This is a genomic window from Streptomyces sp. NPDC059582 (assembly GCF_042735715.1).
Lineage (GTDB): Bacteria > Actinomycetota > Actinomycetes > Streptomycetales > Streptomycetaceae > Streptomyces.
Genome location: NZ_JBHWCC010000002.1, coordinates 58,080 through 82,426 on the forward strand (window position 1 = coordinate 58,080; position 24,347 = coordinate 82,426).

Below are 24,347 nucleotides of genomic sequence, written 5' to 3' on the forward strand. Positions count from 1 at the left end.
GCCTGCACCTCGGCGGCCGCCGGTTCCCGCGCGCCGCCGACCGGCGCCGAGGAAGGTGTGCGGGCGCCGATCAGCGTGTGAGCGTCTTACCGGCGCCGATCAGTACACGGGAGCCGTGCGGGCGCCGGTCAATGCGCGGGCGCCGTGCGGGCGTCGTCAGTGCGCGGGCGCCGTGCGGGCGCCGGTCAATGCGCAGGCGCCGTGCGGGCGCCGGTCAATGCGCGGGCGCCGTGCGGGCGTCGTCAGTGCGCGGGCGCCGTGCGGGCGCCGGTCAATGCGCGGGCGCCGTGCGGGCGCCGGTCAATGCGCAGGCGCCGTGCGGGCGTCGTCAGTGCGCGCGCCGGTCAATGCGCAGGCGCCGTGCGGGCGCCGGTCAATGTGCGGGCGCCGTGCGGGCGTCGTCAGTGCGCGCGCCGGTGCGGGCGCCGGTCAATGCGCGGGCGCCGTGCGGGCGTCCGCGATCTCCTCGCCCGGCTCCATGGGCGCCGTGACGTCGTCGGCCTCGCGGCCCGCGCCCAGGTGGTTGAAGACCAGGTTCAGGACCACCGCGCTCACGCAACCCATGGAGATGCCCGAGTCCAGGACGATCCTCGCCGTCTCCGGGAAGGCGTGGTAGAACTCCGGCGCCGTGATCGGGATGATGCCGACGGCCAGCGAGACGGCCACGACCAGGATGTTGTTGTCCTTCTCCAGACCCGCCCTGACCAGGGTCTGGATGCCGCTGGCGGCGACCGAGCCGAACAGCACCACGCCCGCGCCGCCGAGCACCGGGCGCGGCACGACGGCGATGAGCGAGGCGGCCGTCGGGCACAGACCCATCAGGACGAGGAAGCCGCCGCCGACGGCGACCACGAACCGGCTGCGGATGCGGGTCATGGCGACGAGGCCGATGTTCTGCGCGAAGGCGCTGCACATGAAGCCGTTGAAGAGGGGGCTGATCGCGGAGCCGAGGGTGTCGGCGCGCAGGCCGGCCGCGATGGTCCGCTCGTCCGCCGGGCGTTCGACGATCTCGCCCAGCGCGAGCATGTCCGCGGTCGACTCGGTCATCGAGACGACCATCACCACGATCATCGACAGGATCGCGGCGGCCTGGAACTGCGGTGCGCCGAAGTGGAACGGGGTCGGGAAGCCGACCACGTCCGCGTCCGCGACCGGGGAGAAGTCCGTGACGCCGAAGGGAATCGCGAGGAGCGTGCCGGCGACCAGGCCGAGCAGGACGGCGATCTGTTTGACGAAGCCGCGGGTGAAGCGGCGCAGCAGGAGGACGATCACGAGGGTCGCGGCCGCGAGGGCGAGGTAGGTCGTCGAACCGTAGTCGTCGGCGGCGGGATTCGGGCCCTGCGCCCAGCCGAAGGCGACGGGCAGCAGCGAGACGCCGATGAGCGTGATGACGGTACCGGTGACGACCGGCGGGAAGAAGCGGACCGCCTTGCTGAAGAAGGGGGCCGCGAGGAAGCCGAGGACACCGGCCACGACGACCGCGCCGAAGATGACCGGCAGGGCGTCGGACTTGTCCTCGGTCGAGGCGACGATCGCCGTCATGGGGGCGACCCCGGCGAAGGTGACGCCGTTGACGAACGGCAGACGGGCGCCGACCTTCCAGAAGCCGAGGGTCTGGAGGAAGGTGGCGAGTCCCGCGGTGAACAGGCAGGCTCCGGTGAGGAAGGTCAGTTCGGCGCCGGTCAGGCCGATGGCCGCGCCGACGATCAGGGGTGGGGCGACGACTCCCGCGTACATGGCGGCCACGTGTTGCAGGCCTGTAGTCGCCATCTTCAGGGCGGGGAGTTTCTCGTCGGCGGGGTGGACGGACACAGCGGCTCTCCTCCGGTCGGTTACACGTCGGCTCTGACGTGGGGTTCATGGAGGTGGTGCGGTGGTGCGGTGGTGGGGTGATGCGTGGGGTCGTGCGGGACCGGGTCCGGGGACGGTGACCGTGCCGGGGCGCGCGCGTCCACGCGCGCCCCGGTGACGGCCGGCGCGCACCCTGTCCGGGTCCACGGCCGCCGGCCGGGAGCCGTCCCTCCCGGCCGGAGTTCCTCGGCGGCTCAGCCCTGGGCGGCGATCCGCGCCAGGCGCTGTGCCTCGGCCCGCGTGGAGCGGGCGATCTCGTCCTCGTCGGCGGTGAGCAGGCGTCCGTTCTCCACGATCTGGCGGCCGTTCACGAACGAGGCCGTCACCGGGGCCGCGGCGCCGAAGACCAGCGCGGTCACCGGGTCGGCGATGGAGGCGTGGGCGATGGTGTCGAGTTTCCACAGCACCAGGTCGGCCAGCTTGCCCGGTTCCAGGGAGCCGGTCTCGGCCGCCCGGCCCAGGACCTGCGCACCGCCGTAGGTGCCCAGGCGCAGCGCCTGACGGGCGTTCAGGGCGGCCTCGCGGTGCGCGCCGAGGCGGTTGATGAGCAGCGCGTTGCGCAGCTCGGTGTGGAGTTCGCCGGACTCGTTCGACGCGGTGCCGTCGACGCCGAGGCCGACCGGGACGCCGGCCGCGAGCATGTCGGGGACCCGGGCGATGCCGGCCGCCAGCCGGGCGTTGGAGGACGGGCAGTGTGCCACGCCGGTTCCCGTTCGGGCGAAGGCCGCGATGTCGGAGTCGTTCATGTGGACGCAGTGCGCCATCCAGACGTCCTCGCCGAGCCAGCCGGTGGACTCGAAGTAGTCGGTCGGGCCCATGCCGAACAGCTCGTGGCAGAACTTCTCCTCCTCGACGGTCTCCGAGCCGTGGGTGTGCAGTCGCACCCCCTTGCTCCGGGCCAGCTCCGCGCCCTGGCGCATGAGTTCGGTGGAGACGGAGAACGGGGAGCAGGGGGCCACGGCGACCTGGGTCATGGCGTCGAAGGAAGGGTCGTGGTGCTCGTCGACCGTCGCGGCGGTGGCGGCGAGCGCGCCGTCGAGGGTCTCGACGGCGAAGTCCGGCGGCAGTCCGCCGTCCTTCTGGCTGCGGTCCATGGAGCCGCGGGCGAGGGTGAAGCGGACGCCCATCTCGCGGGCGGCGCCGATGATGGCGCCGGCGAGGTCGCCGGAGCCCCGCGGGAAGACGTAGTGGTGGTCCATGGCGGTGGTGACGCCGCCGCGGGCCATCATGGCGAGCGAGCCCCGGGCCGCCGCGTGCACCATCCGCTCGTCGATGCGCGCCCAGGTCGGGTAGAGCGCGACAAGCCAGTCGAAGAGGTTGTGGTCCGTGGCCAGACCACGGGTGATCCACTGGTAGAAGTGGTGGTGGGTGTTGACCAGGCCGGGGGTGACCAGGTGACCGGTCGCGTCGATCCGGCGTACGACGTTCTCCAGGCCCTCGGGGGCACCGCCCGCGCCCACCGCCTCGACGCGGTTGCCGGCGATGACCACGTGCCCGGCGGTGAACTCGGTGTCGCGCGCGTCGACGGTGGCGATCGAACAGTTCTCGATGACGATGCGCTGGGCTGCTGCCATGGTGCGTCCTTTTCGCTCTGTGGAGAGGGCACGGCAGGACCCCGGGAGTTTTGAGTGCCGCGGCCGGGAGCCATGTCCGAGGTCAGGTCCGAAGGCCAGGTCCGAAGGTCGTCTCCGGTGCCCATGTCCGGTGCCATGTCCGGTGGCCGTGTCCGGGAGCCGCGGGTGCCGAGAGTGCGACGGGTGCCCCCAGCCCCCTGGGGGCACCTGGATACGTCAGTGATCGGTCAAGGGTCGGTCAGAGGTTGGTGAGGTCCACCGGGATGCGCGGCTCGCAGCCGTCGCGCAGGACGGTGGCCTCGATCAGGCCGTACGGGCGGTCGGCCGCGAAGTAGACGGCTCCGTCGGCGGTGTCGTTCTTGAGGCCGAACGGCTCCAGGTCCACCAGGAAGTGGTGCTTGTTCGGCAGCGAGAAGCGGACCTCGTCGATCTCGCTGCGGCTGTCGATGATCCGCGAACCCATCTGGTACAGGGTCTGCTGGAGGGAGAGCGAGTACGTCTCCGCGAAGGCCTGGAGCATGTGCTTGCGCGCCTGCTCGTAGGACTTCTCCCAGTTCGGCATGCGGTCCGCGTCGTCGGTCCAGTTGAACCGCCAGCGGGCGGAGACCTGGGTGGCGAGGATACGGTCGTGGGCCTCGGGCAGGGTCGTGTACTTGTCCTTGACGAAGCCCCAGAACTCGGAGTCGGTCGAGTTCATCACGACGAGGTCCTTCAGCCCCGAGACGACCTCCCACGACGAGCCGTCGTACGTGATCTGGGTCAGGCGCGTCTCCTGGCCCTTGCGCACGAAGGAGTGCTTGGCCTCGTCGGCGCCGATGAACCGCGAGTCGGCGTCGGAGGTCTCGATCCGCTCCCAGGCGTACTCCTCGATGCGGATGCGAGCCGTCGTGATCGGTTCCTGGCTGGTGACGAAGTGCCGGGCCAGGTGGATGCCGAACTGCTCGGCCGACTCGATGCCGTGTTCCTTGGCGAACGCGTAGACCGTGTTCTTGGTGGTGTCGGTCGGCAGCACGCTGGCGTTGGAGCCGGAGTAGTGGACCTCGTCCATGTCGCCGGAGAGCGCGACGGAGACGTTGAGGTCCTTGATGTGGTGGGTGGCGCCGTCCCGCGTGATCTTCACGACGCGGTTCTCGGCCTTGCCGTACTGGTTCTGTCCCAGGATCACAGGGCGGCCCGGGCGGGCATTGTCTGCCATCTTCTGCTAGCTCCCTCGGTATACGGAGTAGCCGAACGGGTTGAGCAGCAGCGGTACGTGGTAATGCTCGCCGGGCTTCACGGCGAAGGTGATCGCCACCTCGGGGAAGAACGCACCGCTGTCCCGATTCGCGGGGGCGTCCTGCTGCGCATCGGCTTGCTTCTTCGCGGTTGTCTCGAAGTACGGCTCCACGGCGAAGTCGAGCCGTACGTGGGTCGTTCCCTCCGGCAGCGCCGGCAGGTCCTTGCACCGCCCGTCCGCGTCGGTCGCGGAGCCGCCGAGCGCCTGCCAGTCCGCCGCGTGCCCGGCGCGGGCGGCGACCCGGACGGCGACGGCCTCGGCGGGGCGGCCGATGCTGGTGTCCAGGATGTGCGTGGACACCGAGGCCGTGGTGCTGGTGCTCATGCTGGGTCAGTCCTCTTCGACGAGTCGGGCCAGTCGGATACGGTTGATCTTGCCCAGCTCTGCGCGGACGATCTCCCGCTCCCGCTCGGGCGAGTTGCCGATCCGCTCCCTGGCCGCGTCCCGCATCTGCTCGCCGGTGCGTCCGGTGGCGCAGATCAGGAAGACATGGCCGAACGTGTCCTGGTAGGCCAGGTTGAGTTCGAGCATCTCCGCCCTGAGTTCCTCGGAGGCGCCGGCCATGCCGCGCTGCTCACGGGCCGAGGCCGGGTCGCCCGGCTTCGGGCGGCCGATCGGCGGGTGGCCGGCCATGGCCTGCGCGAGGTCCGCGGCGGTCAGCTCGGCCATGGCCGCGTCACTGGTCGCGTAGAGGTCGTCGACGGTGGCGTAGGGGCGGGCGGCGAGCAGCCGGGCGACCCACGCCGTGGCGGCACAGGCCTCGTGGAGGGCGGCGGAGGCCGCGTGTTCCTCGAGGACGTTGAACCGGGCCAGACCCGGGGACGTGGAAGTCGAAGTCACGGGAGCCTCCGTGGCCGGATGCGGCCTTCATGGCCTGATACGGCCTTCGTGCTGAACGGGCTGCCGTTAGCTAACGCCCTCCGAAAGACGGCGTCAACACTTTGTTGAAAATTCTGGGTGACTGGCCCGGCGGCGCTCAGCTCCCCTTCTCCCGGTTGAGGTAGTTGTAGACAGTGAAGCGGCTGACGCCGAGCGCGCTCGCCACGGTCTCCACGCCGTGCCGCACGGAGAAGGCGCCGCGCGCCTCCAGCATCCGCACGACCTCCTGCTTGGCCTTGCGGTCGAGATCGGCGAGCGGCTTGCCCTTCTTGCGCTCCATGGCGGCCAGGATGTGATCGAGGGAGTCGGCGAGCTGCGGCAGACGCACGGCGACGACGTCGACCCCCTGCCAGGCGAGCACGACGTCGTCGGGGCCGGCCTCGTCGGGCGGGAGTATCTCGCCGCCCATGGCGTCGACCAGCGGCTTCACGGCCGTGATGAAGGACTCGTCCCCGCCGCCGGTCATCTGCCGTCCTCCCCGACCACGTTGACCTGGAGCGAGATCCGGGTGGCACCGGCCGCCAGGGTACGGCGCAGCAGGGCGTCCACGGCCGTGAGCACCGCGTCGGCGCCGCCCTCCGCCGTGTTGCCGAACGGGCCGACGTCCACGGCGTCCAGCGCGGCACCCTCGACGACCTCGCGGGCCACCAGCGCGTGCGCGGGGGCCTCCTCGAGGTCGAAGGGCTCGGTCGTGAACTCCACTCTCAATCGCACGCGCTCAACCTAACGCCCGGCACCGGCTTCCGCCGAGCCCCTCTTGACAAGCGACGACGAGCGACGGCAATCTTCCATTAAGCAGAAACGAACTTCCGTAATACGGAAATCGCAACCACGGAAGGGAGCGCCGAGCCTCATGCCGGGTTCTGAACCGAGCACAGCCTCCGAGCAGCGCTTCGACGTCAACCTGTCGATCCTCTTCACGGAACTCCCGCTCCTGGAGCGCCCCGCGGCCGCCGCCGCGGCCGGCTTCGGCGCGGTCGAGCTGTGGTGGCCCTGGGTCGACTCCGCCACCCCCGAGCAGTCCGCGCTCGACGCCCTGCGGAAGGCGATCGAGGACGCGGGCGTCCGGCTGATCGGACTGAACTTCTACGCCGGGCAGCTACCAGGACCGGACCGCGGCGCGCTGTCGATCCCCGGTGCGGAGTCGGAGCGGTTCCGCGCCAACGTCGACGTGGCCGCCGACTTCGCCGGGTCGCTCGGCTGCGGGGCGCTCAACGCCCTCTACGGCAACCGGGTCGAGGGCGTGGACCCGGCCGAGCAGGACGCGCTGGCGCTGGAGAACCTGGTGCTCGCGGCGCGGGCGGCCGACCGGATCGGGGCGGTCCTGCTGATCGAGACCCTCAACGCGCCGGAGTCGCCGCGCTATCCGCTGGTGTCCGCGCCGGCCGGGGTCGGCGTGGTCGACAGGGTCAACGAGGCCACCGGCCTGGACAACGCCCGCTTCCTGATGGACCTGTACCACCTGTCCATGAACGGCGAGGACCTGCCGCGGGTGATCGAGCGGTACGCGTCGAAGACCGGCCACGTGCAGATCGCCGACAACCCCGGCCGCGGCGCGCCCGGCACGGGCACCCTCCCCCTCGACGACCTCCTCGCCCAGCTGCGCAAGGCCGGTTACGAGGGCTGGGTCGGCCTGGAGTACAAGCCGGGCGGACGAACCGGCGCCGAGGCCTTCGCGTGGCTGCCGGCCGAGGCCCGAGCGGCCGGCTGAGCGCCCCCACACAGACGTAGCAGAGCAGTCAGAGAGGCACCCTCACCATGAGCAGTCTTCCCAAGGTCGCCTGGATAGGCCTCGGCATCATGGGCTCCCCCATGTCCGAGAACCTGATCAAGGCGGGGTACGACGTCACCGGCTTCACCCTGGAGCAGGAGAAGCTGGACCGCCTGGCCGCGGCCGGCGGCACGGCGGCCGGCTCGATCGCCGGGGCCGTCCAGGACGCCGACGTGATCATCACGATGGTCCCGGCCTCCCCGCAGGTCGAGGCCATCGCCTACGGCCCCGACGGCATCCTGGAGAACGCCAGGTCCGGCGCCCTGCTCATCGACATGTCGTCGATCACCCCGCAGACCTCGGTCGACCTGGCGAAGGCGGCGAGGGACAAGGGCGTGCGCGTGCTGGACGCCCCGGTGTCCGGCGGCGAGGCCGGTGCCGTGGAGGCCGTGCTGTCCATCATGGTCGGCGGCGAGCAGGCCGACTTCGACGAGGCCCGGCCGGTCTTCGAGGCGTTGGGCAGGACCATCGTGCTCTGCGGACCGCACGGCTGCGGCCAGACCGTGAAGGCGGCCAACCAGCTGATCGTGGCCGTGAACATCCAGGCGTGCGCCGAGGCCGTGGTCTTCCTGGAGAAGTCCGGCGTGGACCTCGCGGCGGCGCTGGACGTCCTCAACGGCGGCCTGGCCGGCTCCACCGTGCTGACCCGCAAGAAGGACAACTTCCTGACCCGCGACTTCAAGCCGGGCTTCCGGATCGACCTGCACCACAAGGACATGGGCATCGTCACGGACGCGGCCCGCAACGTCGGCGCCGCCCTGCCCGTCGGCGCCGTGGTCGCCCAACTGGTCGCCGCCCTGCGCGCCCAGGGCGACGGCGGCCTGGACCACTCGGCCCTGCTGCGGGCCGTCGAGCGCCTCTCCGGCGCGCGGGTCTGAGACTTCCGGGCCGCGGCACCGCTGACATCTGTCCTGTCGCGCCCAGGCGGTGCCGCGGCCCGGAACCCACTTCGACAGCCGCGCACTGCGCGCGGACTGACCACGAGACGGCGTCCGGGGCCTGACGGGAGGTCACGCACCGGACGCGCAGCCCGCCGGGGCCGAGCGACCCGAATGAGGGGTGGTCGCCGGACCGGCGGGCGGGCGAGGACCGCGGCGGCGTGCGAGCCAGTGCGGTGGTGAAGGTCCCGAGGCTCCTTCTCGACCTGAGGGGAGGAGCCCCGGTGCCGTCGTCGCCGCCGCGGTCCCAGCCATCTGCCTCACGGGGAGGCAGGGGAGGCAGGGGGCCACCGAGCACCGGGCCACCGAAGCACCGGGCCACCGAAGCACCGAACCCCCGTACCCCGTCCGGCGGCGCGAATGTCCTGTCGCGCCCAGCCTCGCGCCGCCGGACGGCCACCACTCCACGCGAAGCCTCACCTGAACCCACCTGAACCCCACCGGCCGGGAGCGCCGGATGCGGACGGTCCCGCATCCGGCGCTCCCCCGCGTTGTCCGGGGTGCGGATCCGTCCCGCCCGCAGGAGCCTGAAGGCATGACGATTCCACCGACCGAGTTCCCGCACATCGTGGTGCACGCCCCGGCACTGGACGGCTCCCGGCGGGTCACCACGGGCGACCAGACCCTCGGCATCGCCAGCCACCTGGACGACGTCGTCGAGATCCTGCGCATGGCCGACCTGGACCGGATCGAGGTCGAGCAGAGCGACCTCATCGAGTGGCAGGGCGGGGGCCCGGACGACTGGCCGGGACTGTCGGAGCACGAGGCCCGCTGACGGCCCCTACGGCGCCGGGCGTATCCGGTCTACGCAATCCTCAAATCATGCTCTGAACCGGCCCGCCGAGGCTTCACCCGCCCCCGTGGGCGGGCACATTCTTGTCACGCGGGGCCCGTCGGCACGGGGGCGGCGGGCCTCGCACGGGGGGTGTGTCATGAGCAGCGACGCGACGAGCCGGCTGGAGCCGCACGAGATCGCACGGCTGCGGGGAGGTCCGCGCGCCGCCGTCACGGTCGCCGTACTGGACCTGCATCTGCGTGGTGCCGCCGCCGCGGGCCGGCCGGGCACCATGCGCAGTGCGGGCCCGGCGACGGGGCAGCCCCTGGCGCCGCTCGCCAAGGCCGTGCACGCCGCGCTCCACCGGCCCGCGGGCCTGCGGCAGTTGCTGGACCGGCCGGTGGTCCGGCGGGCGCTCACCGACCTGCGCGGCGAACTCGGGGCGGCCGGCCTGCTCAGGGCGTTCCCGCCCGGCCGCACCCGCGCGGGCCGCCGCACCCTGAGGACCTTGCGCGCGGAGCACCCGCTGCCCGCCGACGGGTCCGGTCTGTCGACACGGGACAAGCTGCTGGCGGTCGCCCTGTACGGCGACCGAGCTCTGACCGGGCTGGTGCCCCGCTTCGCACGCGAGGCGGGGTTGGTCGGCCGGGGCGGGAGCACCGAATGGGACCTGCCGCAGTCCTGGAGCGGGGGCGGAGGCGGCGGCGGAGGCGCCGGGTGCGGGACGGCCTGAACCCGCGAGCCGCCCGCGGGCCCGGAGACGGGACGAGGGGGCGGCCCCGCCTCCCCGGCCGGGCCGCCCCCTCGTCGTGCCGTGCCGACGGGCGGGTCAGACCTTCAGTGTCCTGATCGAGGTCGGCGCGTGACCGGGCTCGGTGGCGAGCTCCTCGAACTCCACGACGTCGCCGATGTCGTTGGTGGTCGACATGGAGATGTTGGTGACGCGCTCCAGGATCGCCTCGACGACGACGGGCACCTGGTGCTCGGCGGCGAGCTTCTTGGCCTGCTCGAAGGCTGCGGCCAGCTCGTTCGGGTCGGTGACCCGGATGGCCCTGCAGCCCAGCCCCTCGGCGACCTTCACATGGTCGACGCCGTAGACGCCCAGCTCGGGCGAGTTGATGTTCTCGAACTCCAGATTGACCTGGAAGTCGATGTCGAACGCCCGCTGCGCCTGCCGGATCAGGCCCAGGTAGGCGTTGTTCACCAGGACGTGGACGTACGGGATGCGGTGCTGCGCGCCGACGGCCAGCTCCTCGATCATGAACTGGAAGTCGTAGTCGCCGGACAGGGCGACGACCGGCGCCTGCGGGTCGGCCTTGGCCACGCCCAGCGCGGCCGGGACGGTCCAGCCGAGCGGTCCCGCCTGGCCGCAGTTGATCCAGTGGCGCGGCCGGTGGACGTGCAGCATCTGGGCGCCCGCGATCTGCGAGAGGCCGATGGTGGAGACGTACCGGGTCTCCGGGCCGAAGGCCTTGTTCATCTCCTCGTAGACGCGCTGCGGCTTGATCGGGATGTCGTCGAAGTGCGTACGGCGCTGCAACCGCGCCCTCTTCTCCTGGGCGGCGGCGGCCCAGCCGGAGCGGTCGGGCAGCTCACCGGCCGCCTTCAGCTCCCGCGCCACCTCGACGAAGAGTTCCAGGGCGGCCTTCGCGTCGGAGGCGATGCCGTAGTCCGGGGCGAAGATCCGGCCGATCTGGGTGGGTTCGATGTCGACGTGGACGAACGTCCGCCCGGCGGTGTAGACGTCCAGCCTGCCGGTGTGGCGGTTGGCCCAGCGGTTGCCGATGCCGAGGACGAAGTCGGACTCCAGGAAGGTCGCGTTGCCGTAGCGGTGCGAGGTCTGGAGGCCGACCATGCCGGCGTTCAGCTCGTGGTCGTCGGCCAGGACGCCCCAGCCCATCAAGGTCGGCACGACCGGGATGCCCGTCAACTCGGCGAACTCGACGAGGAGTTCGGCGGCGTCGGCGTTGATGACCCCGCCGCCCGCGACGATCAGCGGCCGCTCGGACGCGTTGAGCAGTCCGATCGCCTTCTTGATCTGGGCGCGGGTCGCGGCCGGCTTGTAGACCGGGAGCGGCGCGTACGTCTCCGGGTCGAACTCGATCTCGGTGAGCTGGACGTCGATCGGGAGGTCGATGAGCACCGGACCGGGGCGGCCGGAGCGCATGAGGTGGAAGGCCTGCTGGAAGACGCCGGGGACCTGGGCGGCCTCCAGCACGGTGACCGCCATCTTGGTCACCGGCCTGGCGATGGCGGCGATGTCGACGGCCTGGAAGTCCTCCTTGTGGATCACGGAGGTCGGGGCCTGGCCGGTGATGCAGAGGATCGGGATCGAGTCGCCGATGGCGGAGTAGAGCCCGGTGATCATGTCCGTGCCCGCCGGGCCCGAGGTGCCGACGCAGACGCCGATGTTGCCCGGTCGGGTGCGGGTGTAGCCCTCGGCCATGTGCGAGGCGCCCTCGACATGGCGGGCCAGGGTGTGGTGGACGCCCCCGGCGGCCTTGAGCGCCGCGTAGAAGGGGTTGATCGCCGCGCCGGGGACACCGAACGCGTCGGTGACGCCCTCGCGCTTGAGGATCTCGACTGCCGCGCGGGCAGCGGTCATACGAGCCATGGAGTACTCCTGCTTCGGCTGTCGGCTTCGCTCTCCCGTCGCGCCCCGCGTGAGAACTACGTCCTTGCGGCGTTCAGACTTCCGCATAATGGAAACTAACTTCTACTATCTGGAAGCACTGTAGGTGGGACGAGCGAAGGCGGTCAAGGGACGGACAAGCGGGGCCCGCGTGGAGGACGATGGGGGCGCTGTCCCCACGTGACGTCGTCCAGGAGCGGGCCATGTCCGAGAGCGTGCCGGTGCGCTGCCCGGCCTGCCGGCGCGAGCACCGCTACGCGGCGCCGTCCTATCCGTGCGCGTGCGGTGCGCCCGTGGCCCCGCGCCTGGACCCGCGCGGGGCGCCGACGGCCCCCGCCCACCACGTCTGGGAGGAGCAGTGGGTCACCCTCGGCTGCGTCTCCTGCGGGCGCCGGACCCAGTGGCCCGCACCGGAACTGGGCTGCCCGTGCGGCACACTGCTGCGCATCCCGGTCGCGGGCGGCCCCGAGCACCCGGCGGCAGGCGCACCCATGCCCCCGCTGACAGGCGCACCCGTACCTCCGCCGGCGGGCACACCCGTACACCCGCTGACAGGCGCACCCGTACCCCCGTGGGAGAGCGCACCCGTACCTCCGCCGGCGGGCACACCCGTGCGCCCGGCAGCGGGCGGGCCCGAACTCCCGGCGCCCAGCGGCCCGATGCCCCCGTCGACGAGCGGCCCCATGCCTCCGACGACGAGCGAGCCCGTGCCACCGTCGGCGAACGGCCCCACGCCCCCCTCGGCGGACGCACCTGTGCCCCGAACAGCGGACGCGTCCACGCCCCCAAAAACCGGCGCACCCCTACCCCGGGCGGCGCGGCCCGCCTTCCGCCCCGTCCCCATCCGTACCGCCGTGGACGCGGTCACGGCCGCCGCCCGCTATCTGCGCGGGCTCGGCTATCCGGACGTGCGCCGGGCCGACCAGCGGCAGCCGTCCGGCATCGGCCTGGCCGCCCGCGGCATCCTCGCGCAGGTGGATCCGACGGTCCGCCCGGCCTCCGTACGAGACGTGGAGTGCCTGTGGCTGACCGCGATGACGGACTCCTCGACCTGCGCCTACTTCTCCCTCGCCGGCTACACCCGGGACGCCCGCACCCGCGCCGACACCCTGGGCGTCCCCCTCTTCGTCCTCGACCTCATGGGCACCCCGCGCCCGGTGAACGGCTCGGCGGACCGGTTGCACGCGTCGGGGGCGTCCTGACCGGCGCCGGGGCGGCGCGGCGCTCCGTCGCGCCGCCACCACACCACGGGCGCGGCTCCGGCTCCCGCTCCGGCACGCGGGCCGTCAGGCCTCGGGCGCGTCCCGTACGGCCCACTTCTCCCGCAGTTCGACCTTGCGGACCTTCCCGGACACCGTCATCGGGAAGCCGTCCAGGATCTGGAGTCTGCTCGGGACCTTGTAGTGGGCCAACCGGTCCGCGCAGAAGGCGCGCAGTTCCGCCAGCGTGAGCGGGTCGGCCGGGTCGGCCGGGATGACACAGGCGAGGACCTCCTCGCCGTACCGTTCGTGCGGCACCCCGACGACCTGGACGTCGCGGATCCTCGGGTGGGCGTAGAGGAACTCCTCGATCTCGCGCGGGTAGATGTTCTCCCCGCCCCGGATGATCATGTCCTTGATGCGGCCGACGATCTCGACGTACCCGTCGTCCCGCATCACGGCCAGGTCACCGGTGTGCATCCAGCGCCCGGGGTCGACGGCCTCGGCGGTCTTCTCCGGCTCGCTCCAGTAGCCGAGCATCACGCTGTAGCCGCGAGTGCACAACTCGCCCGCGGTGCCTCGCGGTCGGGTCACCCCGGTCGCCGGGTCGACGACCTTGACCTCGATGTGCGGCAGGACGCGGCCGACGGTGCCGGTGCGGTGCTCCAGGTCGTCGTCCCTGCGCGTCTGGAGCGAGACCGGGGACGTCTCGGTCATGCCGTAGCAGATGGAGACCTCCTCCATGTGCATCTCGGCGACGACCCGCTTCATCACCTCGACCGGGCAGGGCGAGCCCGCCATGATGCCGGTCCGCAGCGACGAGAGGTCGTAGTCCGCGAAGTCGGGGAGGTTCAGCTCCGCGATGAACATGGTGGGGACGCCGTACAGGGAGGTGCAGCGCTCCCGCTGGACCGCCTCCAGGGTGGCCTTCGGCTCGAAGGACGGCGCCGGGATGACGATGCACGCGCCGTGGGACGTGGCTCCCAGGTTCCCCATCACCATGCCGAAGCAGTGGTAGAACGGGACGGGCAGGCAGACCCGGTCCTGTTCCGTGTAGCCGACCGTACGTCCCACCCAGTAGCCGTTGTTGAGGATGTTGTGGTGGGAGAGCGTGGCACCCTTCGGGAAGCCGGTCGTGCCCGAGGTGTACTGGATGTTGACCGGGTCGTCGCAGCTCAACTCCGCCTGGATCCGAGCGGGTCGGTCGTGCGGCACCCGCGCGGCGCGCGCCGTGAACGCCGCCCAGGAGGGATCGCCGATGTGGACGACGTCCCGCAACTCCGGGCACCTGCCGCGGACCTGGCCGACGAGCGCCCGGTAGTCGCTTCCCTTGTGCGCGAGGGAGGCGAACAGCACCGAGATCCCGGCCTGTTTCAGCACGTACTCCAACTCGTGCGCGCGGTAGGCCGGGTTGATGTTCACCAGGATGACGCCGATGCGGGCGGTGGCGTACTGGACGAGCACCCACTCGGGACAGTTGACCGCCCAGATGCCCACCCGGTCACCCTTGGCCGCTCCCAGGTCGAGCAGGGCGCGCGCCACCTCGTCGACCGCCGCGCCGAACTCGGCGTAGGTCCACCGCCGTCCGGACGCCACGTCGACCAGTGCCTCACGGTCGGCACACGCGGCGACCGTCCGGTCGAGGTCGGCGCCGATGGTGTCGCCGAGCAGCGGGACCTCGCTGGTCCCGTGGGCGTAGGAGAGTGCGGTCACCGGAAGTCCTCCTCGCGGTACTCGTCCACCGAGCCGGCCGCCGTGGCCTCGCGCAGCTCGATCCGGCGGATCTTGCCGGAGACCGTCTTGGGCAGCGGGGCGAACTCCAGGCGGCGGATGCGCTTGTAGGGCGCGAGGACCTCACGCGCGTGCTCGAACAGCACCTTCGCCGTGTCGGGGCCGGGTGTCCAGCCCTCGGCGAGCACGACGTACGCCTTGGGCACGGCCAGCCGCAGATCGTCCGGCGCGGGCACGACGGCCGCCTCGGCCACCGCCTCGTGCTCCAGCAGGGCGCTCTCCAGCTCGAAGGGGGAGATCTTGTAGTCGGAGGCCTTGAACACGTCGTCGGACCGCCCGACGTAGACGATGTATCCGTCCTCGTCCCGGGCGCCGATGTCGCCGGTGCGGTAGTAGCCGCCCGCCATCGCCTCCGCCGTGCGGTCCGGGTCGCCGTGGTAGCCGGTCATCAGGCCCACCGGCCGCGCCGACAGGTCGAGTGCGATCTCGCCCTCGGCCACGCCGGGCGCGCCGGACACCGGGTCGAGGAGTTCGACGCGGTAGCCGGGGCTCGGGCGGCCCATGGAGCCCGTCTTCAGCGGCTGCCCGGGGCTGTTGGCGACCTGCACGGCGGTCTCGGTCTGGCCGAAGCCGTCCCGGATGGTCACGCCCCAGGCCCGCCGGATCTGCTCGATGACCTCGGGGTTGAGCGGCTCGCCCGCGGCGACGACCTCGCGCGGCGGGGTGCGCAGCAGGGTCAGGTCGGCCTGGATGAGCATGCGCCAGACGGTGGGCGGGGCGCAGAAGGTCGTCACGCCGGCCCGGTCCATCTCCGCCATCAGCCGGGTCGGGTCGAAGCGGCTGTAGTTGTGGATGAAGACGGTCGCCTCGGCGTTCCACGGCGCGAACAGGTTCGACCAGGCGTGCTTGGCCCAGCCGGGCGAGGAGATGTTCAGGTGCACGTCGCCGGGTTTGAGGCCGATCCAGTACATGGTGGCCAGATGCCCGACCGGGTACGAGATGTGGGTGTGCTCGACCAGCTTGGGGTGAGCGGTGGTGCCCGAGGTGAAGTAGAGCATCAGCGGGTCGCCGGCGAGGGTCGGACCGTCGGGGGTGAAGGCGGGGTCGGTCCGGTACAGGTCCTCGTACGACAGCCAGCCCTCGGTTGTGTCGCCGACCGCGATCCGGGTGTACGCGCCGGGCACCTCGTCGAACTTGCCGGTGTCCTCGGCACGTACGACCACGTGCCGGACCCGGCCGCGCTCGACGCGGTCGCGCAGGTCGGCGGGGCCGAGCAGCGGGGTGGCCGGGATGACGACGGCGCGCAGCTTCATGGCGGCCAGCGCCGTCACCCACAGCTCGGCCTGGTTGCCGAGCATGACCAGGATCCGGTCCTCGGCACCCACCCCCTGCCCGCGCAGCCAGTTCGCGGCCTGGTCGGAGAGCACGGACAGCTCGGCGAAGGACATCCGGGTCTCGGAGCCGTCCTCCTCGACGATGTGCAGCGCGATGCCGGCGTTGCCGTACGCGATCACGTCGAACCAGTCGAGCGCCCAGTTGAAGTGCTCCGGGCGCGGCCAGGCGAAGCCGTCGTAGGCGGTGGCGTAGTCCTCGCGGTGTTCCAGCAGGAAGTTCCGCGCACTGCGGAAGAGGTCCGTCGCCGTCGTCATGTGTCCTCCTCGGGGCCGGGCCATTGCCGGGCCGCTCTCTGCCATCGTGTAATCCGTGATGCAGGTCTCACTACCCCCGAACGGGGGTGTGCGCCGCACGGAGGCCGCGATGAAGGGGCGAGAGGGGCGAGAGCGTGGCAGCAGACGCGAACGGAGTGACGGAGATCCGCGGCGCGCTGGCCCGGCTGCGCCGTACGACGGGGCTGCCGGTGGCCTTCGGCGGTCTGGTCGACGTCGGACGGCGGCAGATGCGCATCAGCGAACTGAGCGGCAACGCGACCCCCGCGCTCAGCGCGCTCGCGGTGACCGCGGGCAGCGGCCTGGGCGGCAAGGCGGTGGCCCTCGCCCGCGCCTGCGCGGTGACGGACTACTCCTCCTCCCGGCAGATCAGCCACGAGTACGACACGGCGGTCGCCGCGGAGGGGCTGCGCTCGGTGCTGGCGGTGCCGGTCGTCGTGCGGCGCCGGGTGCGCGGTGTGCTGTACGGGGCGCTGCGTACCGCCCAGCCGTTGGGCGACCGGGCGCTGACGGCGGCCGTCGAGGCGGCACGGGACGTGGAGCAGGCGCTGGTGGTGCGCGACGAGGTGCGGGACCTGCTGACGGCGGCCCGGCCGGCCCCGGCCGCCGATCCGGGTGCCGCGGCCTCCTGGGAGCAGGTGCGGGAGGCGCACGCGGCGCTGCGCGCGCTGGCGCCGAGGATCACGGACGCGGGGCTGCGCGCCGAACTGCTCGCGGCGTGCGGGCTGCTCACGCCGACGGCTCCGGCGGGCGCGGCGGGTCTGACGCCGCGTGAGGTGGACGTGCTGTCGTGGGTGGCGGCCGGGGCGACGAACGCGGTGGCCGCGGAGCGGCTGGGGCTGCGGCCGGAGACGGTGAAGGCCTACCTCAGGTCGGCGATGCGCAAGTTCGGCGCCCGTACGCGCGGGGAGGCCGTGGCGGCGGCGCGCCGGACGGGAGTACTGCCGTAGCTCCCCGGCCCGTGGACCGCGGTCGGCCGTGAACCGGGGAACCGACGTGAACCGGAGAACCGGGTATGAACCGGGGAACCGGACGTGAACCGGAGAACCGGGTATGAACCGGGGAACCGGACGTGAACCGGGGAACCGGGTATGAACCGGGGAACCGGACGTGAACAGAAGGATCCGACCGTGAACCAGGGAACCGGACGTGGACCAAGGCCGGATGGTCTACGCCAGCGGTCTTGAAATCGGCCACTTTCGGACAGAATGAAGGTTCTCCATTCATCTGCCCGAGCCATGAATTTCTATATGCATCATCGTTGTTATATCCCTCACCACGCCGTCCGTCCGAATTTCAAAGAGACGTTGCCTAGAATTTGGTCCGGACACGACACACGGAGGGAGCGGTAACCGTGCAACGGGACTTCCAGGAGCCTGCCCGATGCCGCCCCGACCTGGTCATCGGCAGGGAGGAGTTGTTCACGGCGGCCCGCGAGCAGCTCGGCCGGGGCGGCAGTGTGCTGCTGCACGGCCCCGCCGGAATAGGAAAGTCGACCGTGCTGCGGGCATTGGCCGCGGAATACGCCCAGGTGGCCCGTACCGTCTTGCGCTGCTCCGCGACCGAGTCCGAATCCCACCTTCCGTTCCTCGCCCTGGCCGACCTCCTCGGCCTGGCCCTCGACGAGGTCTCCGACAAGCTGCCCACCGCCCAGCGCACCGCGCTGGAGTCGGCGATCACCGGCCGCGGCGAGTCCTCCCTCCAGCGCGACGGTCTCGCCCTGCGCCTCGCCGTGCTGTCGGCCCTGCGCGCCCTCGCCGCCGCGGGACCCGTCCTGATCGTCGCCGACGATCTCCAGTGGCTGGATTCGGCCAGCGCGGAGCTTCTCGGGTTCGCCGCCCGCCGCCTCGGCGACACCCCGGTGCAGATGCTGTGCGCGGTGCGGACCGAGGGCCAGGAGTACGACCGCCAGCTACGCGCGTCGCCGCCGGACACCCTCGCCGTACGCCTCGACCCCCTTTCCCGCGCCCACGTCTCCGCGCTGCTCGACGACCGCGGCTACACCGACCTGCCCCGCTCCACGGTCCGCGAGATCCACCGCACCAGCGGCGGCAACCCGCTGTTCGCGCTCGAACTGGGCCGCGCCCTCGGCGAGAACCCCACCCCGCCCGGACCGGGCGAACCGCTGCCGGTGCCCACCTCGCTTCGGGCCCTGGTCCTCAGCCGCCTCGACATGCTGTCGGACGACGTCCGCCGCACTCTGCTCGTGGCCAGCGCGGGCGCGCGCCCCACCCTCTCGCTGCTGCTCGCGGCCGGCCGTGAGAACGCCGAGGCGGAGACGGCCCAGGCGGCCCGGCTCGGGCTGCTGGCGACGGAGCCGGAGGGCCCGGCCGTCCGGTTCGCGCACCCGCTGATCTCCGCCGCGCTGTACGCGGAGGCGCCCGCGCAGGAGCGTCGGGCCGCGCACGTGGCCCTGTCCACGGCGGCGTCCGACCCGATCGAACGGGCCCGGCACCTGGCCCTGGCGACCACCGGCACCGACCCGGACGTCGCCGCCCGGCTGGCCGGTGCCGCCGCGCTGGCCCGGGACCGCGGTGCCCCGTCGGTCGCCGCGTCCCTCGGGCTGCTCGCGGCCCGGCACACCCCGGTGGGCCGGACGCCCGGCCCGGACGACCGGCGGTTGCAGGCCGCGGAGGACGCGATCACCGCGGGCGAGGTGGAGCTCGCCCGGGACATCGCGCACGACGTGCTGACCCGGGCCACGTCGCCCGCCGAACGGGTGCGGGCCTGGATGGTGGTCATCGAGTCGGCCGGTCAGGCCCTGGGCGACGTCGACGCGGCGTTCCCGCAGATGCTCGCCGACGCGGGCGACGACCCGCGGCTGCTCGCCCTGGTCCACTACCAGCTGGCCTGGCGCGGGCTGGTCGTCGAGGGCGACTTCGGCGAGGCCCGGCAGGAGGCCGCGCACGCGGCGGAACTGGCCGCGCGCGGCGGCGACCGGCGCACCGAGCTGATGGCGCTGTCCTTCCAGGCCTCGACCGAGACCCTGATGGGCCACGCGGACGCGCCGGCGACCATCAAACGGGCGCTCAAGGAGCCGCAGGACCCGTATGTGGCGTGTCATCACAACGGCGCGGGCGCGGCCCGATTCCGCTGGCTGATGATGAGCGACCAACTGCCCGAGGCCCGCACGACCATCACCGCGCTGCTGCGCGAGGTGCAGCGGCGCGGCATGGTCGAGAGCGAGGTGCACTTCCAACGCTTCCTGGCCGAGACCGAGTTGCGCTCAGGCCACTGCGGGCGGGCCCTGGACCTGGCCCGCGAGAGCCTGCGGCTGGCCCGGGACTCCGGCATCGGGCTGGGTGCCTCGGCCATGCTCACCTCCCTCGCGGAGTCCTCCGGCGGCGAGGTGGACCGGGCGCTGGAGCTGGCCCGGGAGGCGGCGGAGCGTGCCGAGGAGGACGGCGACCAGATGTACCTCTCCCGGGCCCTGGCGGCCTTCGGCTACGCCCAGTTGGTGGCGGGGGACGCGGCGGGCACGGTCCGTTCGCTGCGCCGGGTGCGTGAACTGGAGCTCGGGCTCGGCATCATCGACCCGGCGCGCGGCCGCTGGCAGAGCGACCTCGCCGAGGCCCTCGTACGGATCGGGGAGCCGGGCGAGGCGCAGGACGTGATCGACGTCGCGCGCGAGCACGCGCTGCGGCTGGGCCGGGAGAGCGTGCTGGCCGTACTGGACCGGTCGGAGGCGCTCGTGCGGGCGGCCCGCGGCGACCAGGACGCCGCGCTCTCGCAGCTGACGTCCGTTCAGGACCGGCTCGCCAAGCTGGGGTACGGCCTGGAGGAGGCGCGGGCCGCGTTCGCCCTGGCCCGGCTGCGCACCGGGCGGCCGGGGCCGACGTCGTACGACGAGGCGGCGCGGCTGTTCCGGCGCTGTCGTGCGCTGCCCTGGCTGCGGCAGGTGGACGCGGCGGCCGCGCAGGAGCCGGTGGAGCCGGTCGTCGCCGCCCCGCGGGATCCGGCGCTCGACGCGCTGGAGGGGCTCGCCGCGATGGAGCGTCAGGTCGCCGCGCTGGTGATGGAGGGCGCGACCAACCGGGAGATCGCCGCGCGACTGTACATCAGCGTCAAGACGGTCGAGGCGACGCTGACCCGCGTCTACCGCAAGCTGGGCATCCGCTCGCGGGTGGACATCGTCCGGTTGGCGGCGGGGCGCCGCGCGAAGTGAGCCTCTCGCGGGTTTACTGCACTGGCGGGTTTGCCGAGCGGCCACCGAGGGTTTTCCCTGCCCAACTCCCTTAGGGGGTTCCCTCATTGGGAGGCGGCCGCTCCGGGTCCTAGTTTTTGGGGTGTGCCGCCGGCCCGGGCACACGGGGGTCGGTCCCGCGGCCTCCGTGCAGCACCCCCCACACCCGCGCGCCCCCCACCGGCATCCCCCACTGAGGAGACTCATGTTCGGGCTCAACCGCGCCAAGAGAACCGCCGCCGTCGTCGCGGCGACCGCCGCCACCGCCGCGACCGCGTTGCTCAGCGCCCCCACCGCTGCAGCCGCCCCCCAGCCGATCGTCGGCGGCACGACGACCACGACGACCACGTATCCGTTCATGATGCAGATCACCGACGCCTCACAGAACCAGTTCTGCGGCGGAACCCTGGTGTCGGCGACCAAGGTCGTCACTGCCGCGCACTGCATGGTCGGCGAGACCACCGGCAGCGTCAGGGTGGTCGGCGGACGCACCTACCTGAACGGCACGAACGGCACGGTCAGCCGGGTCAGCAAGATCTGGATCAACCCGGGCTACACGGACGCGACCAACGGTGACGACGTCGCCGTCCTGACCCTCTCGACGTCGATGCCGTACACCAAGGCGTCCTACGTCTCCTCCTCCCAGACCAGCGTGTACGCGGCCGGCGCCACCGCCCGCATCATCGGCTGGGGCACCACCTCGGAGAACGGCAGCTCCTCCAACCAGCTGCGGACCGCGACCGTCCCGATCGTGTCCGACTCCAGCTGCCAGAGCTCCTACGGTTCGGACTTCGTCCGGACCGACATGGTTTGCGCCGGATACAGCTCCGGCGGCGTCGACACCTGCCAGGGCGACAGCGGCGGTCCCCTGCTCATCGGGGGCGTCCTGGCAGGGATCACTTCTTGGGGCGAGGGCTGCGCCGAGGCGGGTTACCCGGGTGTCTACACCCGGCTGACCACCTTCTCGAGCCTGGTGACCGCGCAGGTCAACTCGTAGCCCGGCCGGGCCACCGAGGTCGCCTCAGGTGAAGACCGGGGGGCGTTGCGAGCTACCACGAGCAGCCCGCAACGCCCCCTTTCCATGCGCCCGGTCCGGTCGTCCGCCCGGGCTCAGGACGTCCACGAGTCCGTAGGTCGTACGACATCCGCGAGCCCTCACCCTCCTACGACGGTCCCGAACCGGATGTCGTACGCGGCGCCCGGGTACAGGACGGCGAGCATCCGCTCCCCCTCCGCGGCGACCTCGTCCCGCTGTGCCCTGCCGAGCGGGCCGAAGGGCTCGACGACGAGGGCGTCGTCCGACAGCTTCCACAGCCCGGCGAGGAAGCCGTCGACGAGGAGGGTGCGGTGGGCCTGGTTGCCCTGCCAGCTGCGCCCCCGGAGCTCCTTCGGTACGACGCGGGTGCGGTCGGCGTGGGAGAGGAGCAGGTTGTCGAACTCGGGCAGGAAGCGCGGCGGGGCCGGGGTGTCCGGGTCGGGCCGGGGCGCGTCGGGGAGGTCGAAGAGCTCGACGCCGCTGTCGTCCCGGAAGGTGACGAGCCGGGGGCGCAGCCGCTCGAAGGCCGCACGCAGCCGGGTCAGGCCGGCCCAGGTCTGCATGTCCTTGACGGAGGCCGGTCCGAAGGCGGCGAGGTAGCGCAGGACGACGGCCTCGGCCGCCGGAGCCGGCTCGGCGGCCCGGCCGAGCCAGCGCTCGGCGGTGGTGAGCTCGACCTGGCCGCTGCGCCCCCACAGTCCGCGCGGGGTGACCTGGACGAGCGGCAGCCGGCAGCGCGCGGCGACGGCGAGGGCCTGCGGGTCGGCGTCGGGCCACTGCACCAGCAGCGCCTCGCGCAGCTGCTTCATGGTGCGCGGGCTCTCCTCGACGAGCTCGCGGGCGAGGTCGGCCAGCCGGTCGAGGTCGACGCCGGTGAGCCCCGTGCGGAAGTTCGTCAGTTCGCGGTCGCGGGCGGACTGGACGAACGGGCGCAGGGTGAGGCAGTCGTCGGCGGTGTGGGTGTGGATGGTCGAGCGCATGGTGACGATCCGGACGACGTCACGGTCGGCCATCAGCCCCGAGAGCGTGGCCGGGGCGAAGCCGTCGAGGCGGGCGGCGAGCGCGTGGTACGGCGGTTTCACGTTCTGTGCCTGGAGGCCGAGCAGGTGCTCGACGGCCGCACCGACGGACAGCGGCGAGCGGCGCAGGAGCAGCTGCCGGGAGAGGGTCGCGCGGTTGAGGGCGCGGGTGCCGAGCAGCGGGGCCGGCGCGGCTGTCGTCGTCTTCGTCATGTTCCGCACGCTAGTGTCGCTTGCGGACACCTTCTGTCCGCAAGTCTCCCGGGATCCTGACCTCGTACGACACCCCACGCTCTTTGTCCCGTATATCCTGCTACGAGCTCAGGACGAGCAAGGAGAGCAGACAGACCACGCCGGCCGCGCGGACCGCACCGATATCGTGGATCACACGGATCATAGGGATCACGCGATTCACATGGATCACGCAGCCGTAGGCTCGACCGAGAGGCAGCCGCGATGCCCGAGCGACGTCCCTCCTCGAACAGCGCCAGGAAGTCCGTCTGGCACCGCTATCTGCCGCCGTCGGAGCCGCCCCCGGCGCCGCCCGCCGATCCCGCCGACTCCGGCCCCGAGGACTCCGGCCTCGCCGACACGGCCAGCATCGTCCAGGCGGCCCTGTACCGCGACGGCGTCCGGGTGTCCTCCCCCGCCTCCCTCGCGGAGACGTTCCGGGAGCTGCGTGAGCAGCCGTCCAACATGGCCTGGATCGGCCTGGCCCGCCCCACAGAGGCCGAACTCCACTCACTGGCCTCCGAGTTCGACCTGCATCCACTGTCGGTCGAGGACGCGCTGGAGGCACATCAGCGCCCGAAGCTGGAACGCTACGGCGACACACTGTTCGTCGTTTTGCGCGCCGCCCGCTACCTGGACGCACTCGAGGAGGTCGACTTCGGCGAACTGCACGTCTTCGTCGGCCCCGACTTCGTCATCACGGTCCGCCACGGCGCGGCCCCGGACCTCTCCGCCGTCCGCCGCCGCATGGAGGAGACACCGGATCTGCTGAAGCTGGGCCCGGAGGCGGTGCTGTACGCCATCCTCGACGCGGTGGTCGACGGCTACCTCCCCGTCGTCGTCGGCGTCCAGAACGACGTCGACGAGATCGAGACCGAGGTCTTCCGCGGCGATCCCGAGGTCTCCCGCCGTATCTACGAACTCTCCCGCGAGATGGTCGAGTTCCAGCGCGCCACCCGCCCGCTCGTCGGCATGCTGCACGCCTTGATGGCCGGCTTCGCCAAGTACGGCACGGACGAGGAACTCCAGCGCTACCTCCGCGACGTGGCCGACCACGTCACCCACACCAGCGAGCGCGTCGACAGCTTCCGCCAGGCCCTCCAGGACATCCTCACCGTGAACGCGACCCTGGTCACCCAGCAACAGAACGCGGAGATGCGGACGTTGGCGGAGGCGGGTTTCCAGCAGAACGAGGAGATCAAGAAGATCTCCTCGTGGGCGGCGATCCTGTTCGCACCCACCCTCGTGGGGACGATCTACGGCATGAACTTCGCGCACATGCCGGAGTTGCACTGGGTGCTGGGATACCCCTTCGCGGTCCTGCTGATGGCGGTCGTCTGCACCAGCCTGTACGTCATCTTCAAGAAGCGGGACTGGCTCTGAGCGGCGAACCTGGGTACCACCACCCCGAGGACCGCCGACCGCGGTGCACCGGGACGACTCCGGCGCGGGAGCCGGGCGGCGGCATGGATGCGGCGCGGGGGCGAACTGCCTGGCGACCGACCGATTCCTGACGGACACGCCAGCCGGCCCACCTCGGGCGATCCGGAAATTAGGGAAGCCTTCCTTAAGTGTCTACAGTTGC

Annotated in this window: 20 protein-coding genes; 9 read left to right on the top strand and 11 right to left on the bottom strand. The window is 72.0% G+C overall.

Going from position 1 to position 24,347, the window contains the following annotated elements:
• Positions 1 to 429: 429 nt before the first annotated feature.
• From ACFV0T_RS02350 to ACFV0T_RS02380, 7 genes are all read right to left on the bottom strand, one after another.
• On the bottom strand, positions 430 to 1,812 hold the full coding sequence (locus ACFV0T_RS02350) for a nucleobase:cation symporter-2 family protein (RefSeq protein ID WP_385773525.1): 1,383 nt from the start codon (positions 1,810 to 1,812) through the stop codon (positions 430 to 432).
• A 233-nt stretch (positions 1,813 to 2,045) separates the two neighbouring features.
• Entirely contained in the window at positions 2,046 to 3,425 is a 1,380-nt protein-coding gene (locus tag ACFV0T_RS02355) for an 8-oxoguanine deaminase (protein ID WP_385773527.1), read from the bottom strand.
• Between the two features lie 238 nt (positions 3,426 to 3,663).
• Positions 3,664 to 4,620, bottom strand: coding sequence for a factor-independent urate hydroxylase (gene pucL / locus ACFV0T_RS02360; RefSeq protein WP_385773529.1), 957 nt, complete (start codon positions 4,618 to 4,620; stop codon positions 3,664 to 3,666).
• A 6-nt stretch (positions 4,621 to 4,626) separates the two neighbouring features.
• Complete coding sequence (gene uraH, locus ACFV0T_RS02365; protein ID WP_385773531.1) at positions 4,627 to 5,025, bottom strand: hydroxyisourate hydrolase; 399 nt, start codon at positions 5,023 to 5,025, stop codon at positions 4,627 to 4,629.
• Positions 5,026 to 5,031: 6 nt separating this feature from the next.
• On the bottom strand, positions 5,032 to 5,541 hold the full coding sequence (gene uraD / locus ACFV0T_RS02370; protein WP_385773533.1) for a 2-oxo-4-hydroxy-4-carboxy-5-ureidoimidazoline decarboxylase: 510 nt from the start codon (positions 5,539 to 5,541) through the stop codon (positions 5,032 to 5,034).
• Positions 5,542 to 5,677: 136 nt separating this feature from the next.
• Complete coding sequence (locus ACFV0T_RS02375) at positions 5,678 to 6,046, bottom strand: helix-turn-helix domain-containing protein (RefSeq protein ID WP_385773535.1); 369 nt, start codon at positions 6,044 to 6,046, stop codon at positions 5,678 to 5,680.
• On the bottom strand, positions 6,043 to 6,294 hold the full coding sequence (locus ACFV0T_RS02380) for a hypothetical protein (protein ID WP_385773536.1): 252 nt from the start codon (positions 6,292 to 6,294) through the stop codon (positions 6,043 to 6,045). Before ACFV0T_RS02380 ends, ACFV0T_RS02375 begins: the two co-directional genes overlap by 4 nt.
• A gap of 139 nt (positions 6,295 to 6,433) precedes the next feature.
• On the opposite strand from ACFV0T_RS02380, the gene ACFV0T_RS02385 reads away from it, so the two are divergent.
• The 4 genes from ACFV0T_RS02385 to ACFV0T_RS02400 all read left to right on the top strand — a co-directional run bounded on the left by ACFV0T_RS02385 (position 6,434) and on the right by ACFV0T_RS02400 (position 9,797).
• A complete protein-coding gene (locus ACFV0T_RS02385; protein ID WP_385773538.1) occupies positions 6,434 to 7,291 on the top strand; it encodes a TIM barrel protein in 858 nt (285 codons plus the stop codon).
• A gap of 47 nt (positions 7,292 to 7,338) precedes the next feature.
• Positions 7,339 to 8,229: a 2-hydroxy-3-oxopropionate reductase gene (locus ACFV0T_RS02390; protein WP_385773539.1), complete on the top strand. Its 891-nt coding sequence runs from the start codon at positions 7,339 to 7,341 to the stop codon at positions 8,227 to 8,229.
• Positions 8,230 to 8,824: 595 nt separating this feature from the next.
• Entirely contained in the window at positions 8,825 to 9,064 is a 240-nt protein-coding gene (locus tag ACFV0T_RS02395) for a hypothetical protein (protein WP_385773541.1), read from the top strand.
• A 157-nt stretch (positions 9,065 to 9,221) separates the two neighbouring features.
• A complete protein-coding gene (locus tag ACFV0T_RS02400) occupies positions 9,222 to 9,797 on the top strand; it encodes a TIGR04222 domain-containing membrane protein (RefSeq protein WP_385773543.1) in 576 nt (191 codons plus the stop codon).
• A gap of 96 nt (positions 9,798 to 9,893) precedes the next feature.
• On the opposite strand, the gene gcl is transcribed toward ACFV0T_RS02400, so the two are convergent.
• The gene (gene gcl / locus ACFV0T_RS02405; protein WP_385773545.1) at positions 9,894 to 11,678 is read right to left on the bottom strand and encodes a glyoxylate carboligase; all 1,785 of its coding nucleotides are present in this window, start codon (positions 11,676 to 11,678) and stop codon (positions 9,894 to 9,896) included.
• A 221-nt stretch (positions 11,679 to 11,899) separates the two neighbouring features.
• Between gcl and ACFV0T_RS02410 the strand changes: the two genes are divergently transcribed.
• Positions 11,900 to 12,898 (top strand): hypothetical protein, encoded by a 999-nt coding sequence (locus tag ACFV0T_RS02410; RefSeq protein WP_385773547.1) that lies wholly within the window; start codon positions 11,900 to 11,902, stop codon positions 12,896 to 12,898.
• 84 nt (positions 12,899 to 12,982) lie between these two features.
• Here ACFV0T_RS02410 and ACFV0T_RS02415 read toward each other — a convergent pair whose 3' ends face one another.
• Positions 12,983 to 14,608, bottom strand: a complete 1,626-nt coding sequence (locus ACFV0T_RS02415; RefSeq protein ID WP_385773549.1) for an AMP-binding protein — start codon at positions 14,606 to 14,608, stop codon at positions 12,983 to 12,985.
• Positions 14,605 to 16,275, bottom strand: coding sequence for an AMP-binding protein (locus ACFV0T_RS02420; RefSeq protein ID WP_385773551.1), 1,671 nt, complete (start codon positions 16,273 to 16,275; stop codon positions 14,605 to 14,607). The genes ACFV0T_RS02415 and ACFV0T_RS02420 overlap by 4 nt, the downstream gene beginning before the upstream one ends.
• A 134-nt stretch (positions 16,276 to 16,409) precedes the next feature.
• Here ACFV0T_RS02420 and ACFV0T_RS02425 point away from each other — a divergent pair, with 134 nt between their 5' ends.
• The 3 genes from ACFV0T_RS02425 to ACFV0T_RS02435 all read left to right on the top strand — a co-directional run bounded on the left by ACFV0T_RS02425 (position 16,410) and on the right by ACFV0T_RS02435 (position 21,473).
• Entirely contained in the window at positions 16,410 to 17,243 is an 834-nt protein-coding gene (locus ACFV0T_RS02425) for a response regulator transcription factor (RefSeq protein ID WP_385773553.1), read from the top strand.
• A 404-nt stretch (positions 17,244 to 17,647) separates the two neighbouring features.
• Positions 17,648 to 20,458 (top strand): AAA family ATPase, encoded by a 2,811-nt coding sequence (locus ACFV0T_RS02430; protein WP_385773555.1) that lies wholly within the window; start codon positions 17,648 to 17,650, stop codon positions 20,456 to 20,458.
• A gap of 223 nt (positions 20,459 to 20,681) precedes the next feature.
• On the top strand, positions 20,682 to 21,473 hold the full coding sequence (locus ACFV0T_RS02435; protein ID WP_385773556.1) for a S1 family peptidase: 792 nt from the start codon (positions 20,682 to 20,684) through the stop codon (positions 21,471 to 21,473).
• A gap of 158 nt (positions 21,474 to 21,631) precedes the next feature.
• Here ACFV0T_RS02435 and ACFV0T_RS02440 read toward each other — a convergent pair whose 3' ends face one another.
• Positions 21,632 to 22,744, bottom strand: coding sequence for a winged helix DNA-binding domain-containing protein (locus ACFV0T_RS02440; RefSeq protein WP_385773557.1), 1,113 nt, complete (start codon positions 22,742 to 22,744; stop codon positions 21,632 to 21,634).
• A 243-nt stretch (positions 22,745 to 22,987) separates the two neighbouring features.
• On the opposite strand from ACFV0T_RS02440, the gene ACFV0T_RS02445 reads away from it, so the two are divergent.
• Positions 22,988 to 24,145 (top strand): magnesium and cobalt transport protein CorA, encoded by a 1,158-nt coding sequence (locus ACFV0T_RS02445; protein WP_385773559.1) that lies wholly within the window; start codon positions 22,988 to 22,990, stop codon positions 24,143 to 24,145.
• Positions 24,146 to 24,347 lie beyond the last annotated feature (202 nt).

Bases quoted from the DNA above. Each gene is read 5' to 3' on its own strand.
- ACFV0T_RS02355 (WP_385773527.1), bottom strand. From the start codon at position 3,425: ATGGCAGCAGCCCAGCGCATCGTCATCGAGAACTGTTCGATCGCCACC.
- pucL (WP_385773529.1), bottom strand. From the start codon at position 4,620: ATGGCAGACAATGCCCGCCCGGGCCGCCCTGTGATCCTGGGACAGAAC.
- ACFV0T_RS02440 (WP_385773557.1), bottom strand. From the start codon at position 22,744: ATGACGAAGACGACGACAGCCGCGCCGGCCCCGCTGCTCGGCACCCGC.
- ACFV0T_RS02410 (WP_385773547.1), top strand. From the start codon at position 11,900: ATGTCCGAGAGCGTGCCGGTGCGCTGCCCGGCCTGCCGGCGCGAGCAC.
- ACFV0T_RS02445 (WP_385773559.1), top strand. From the start codon at position 22,988: ATGCCCGAGCGACGTCCCTCCTCGAACAGCGCCAGGAAGTCCGTCTGG.
- gcl (WP_385773545.1), bottom strand. From the start codon at position 11,678: ATGGCTCGTATGACCGCTGCCCGCGCGGCAGTCGAGATCCTCAAGCGC.
- ACFV0T_RS02420 (WP_385773551.1), bottom strand. From the start codon at position 16,275: ATGACGACGGCGACGGACCTCTTCCGCAGTGCGCGGAACTTCCTGCTG.
- ACFV0T_RS02435 (WP_385773556.1), top strand. From the start codon at position 20,682: ATGTTCGGGCTCAACCGCGCCAAGAGAACCGCCGCCGTCGTCGCGGCG.
- uraH (WP_385773531.1), bottom strand. From the start codon at position 5,025: ATGAGCACCAGCACCACGGCCTCGGTGTCCACGCACATCCTGGACACC.
- ACFV0T_RS02385 (WP_385773538.1), top strand. From the start codon at position 6,434: ATGCCGGGTTCTGAACCGAGCACAGCCTCCGAGCAGCGCTTCGACGTC.
- ACFV0T_RS02390 (WP_385773539.1), top strand. From the start codon at position 7,339: ATGAGCAGTCTTCCCAAGGTCGCCTGGATAGGCCTCGGCATCATGGGC.
- ACFV0T_RS02395 (WP_385773541.1), top strand. From the start codon at position 8,825: ATGACGATTCCACCGACCGAGTTCCCGCACATCGTGGTGCACGCCCCG.
- ACFV0T_RS02400 (WP_385773543.1), top strand. From the start codon at position 9,222: ATGAGCAGCGACGCGACGAGCCGGCTGGAGCCGCACGAGATCGCACGG.
- ACFV0T_RS02375 (WP_385773535.1), bottom strand. From the start codon at position 6,046: ATGACCGGCGGCGGGGACGAGTCCTTCATCACGGCCGTGAAGCCGCTG.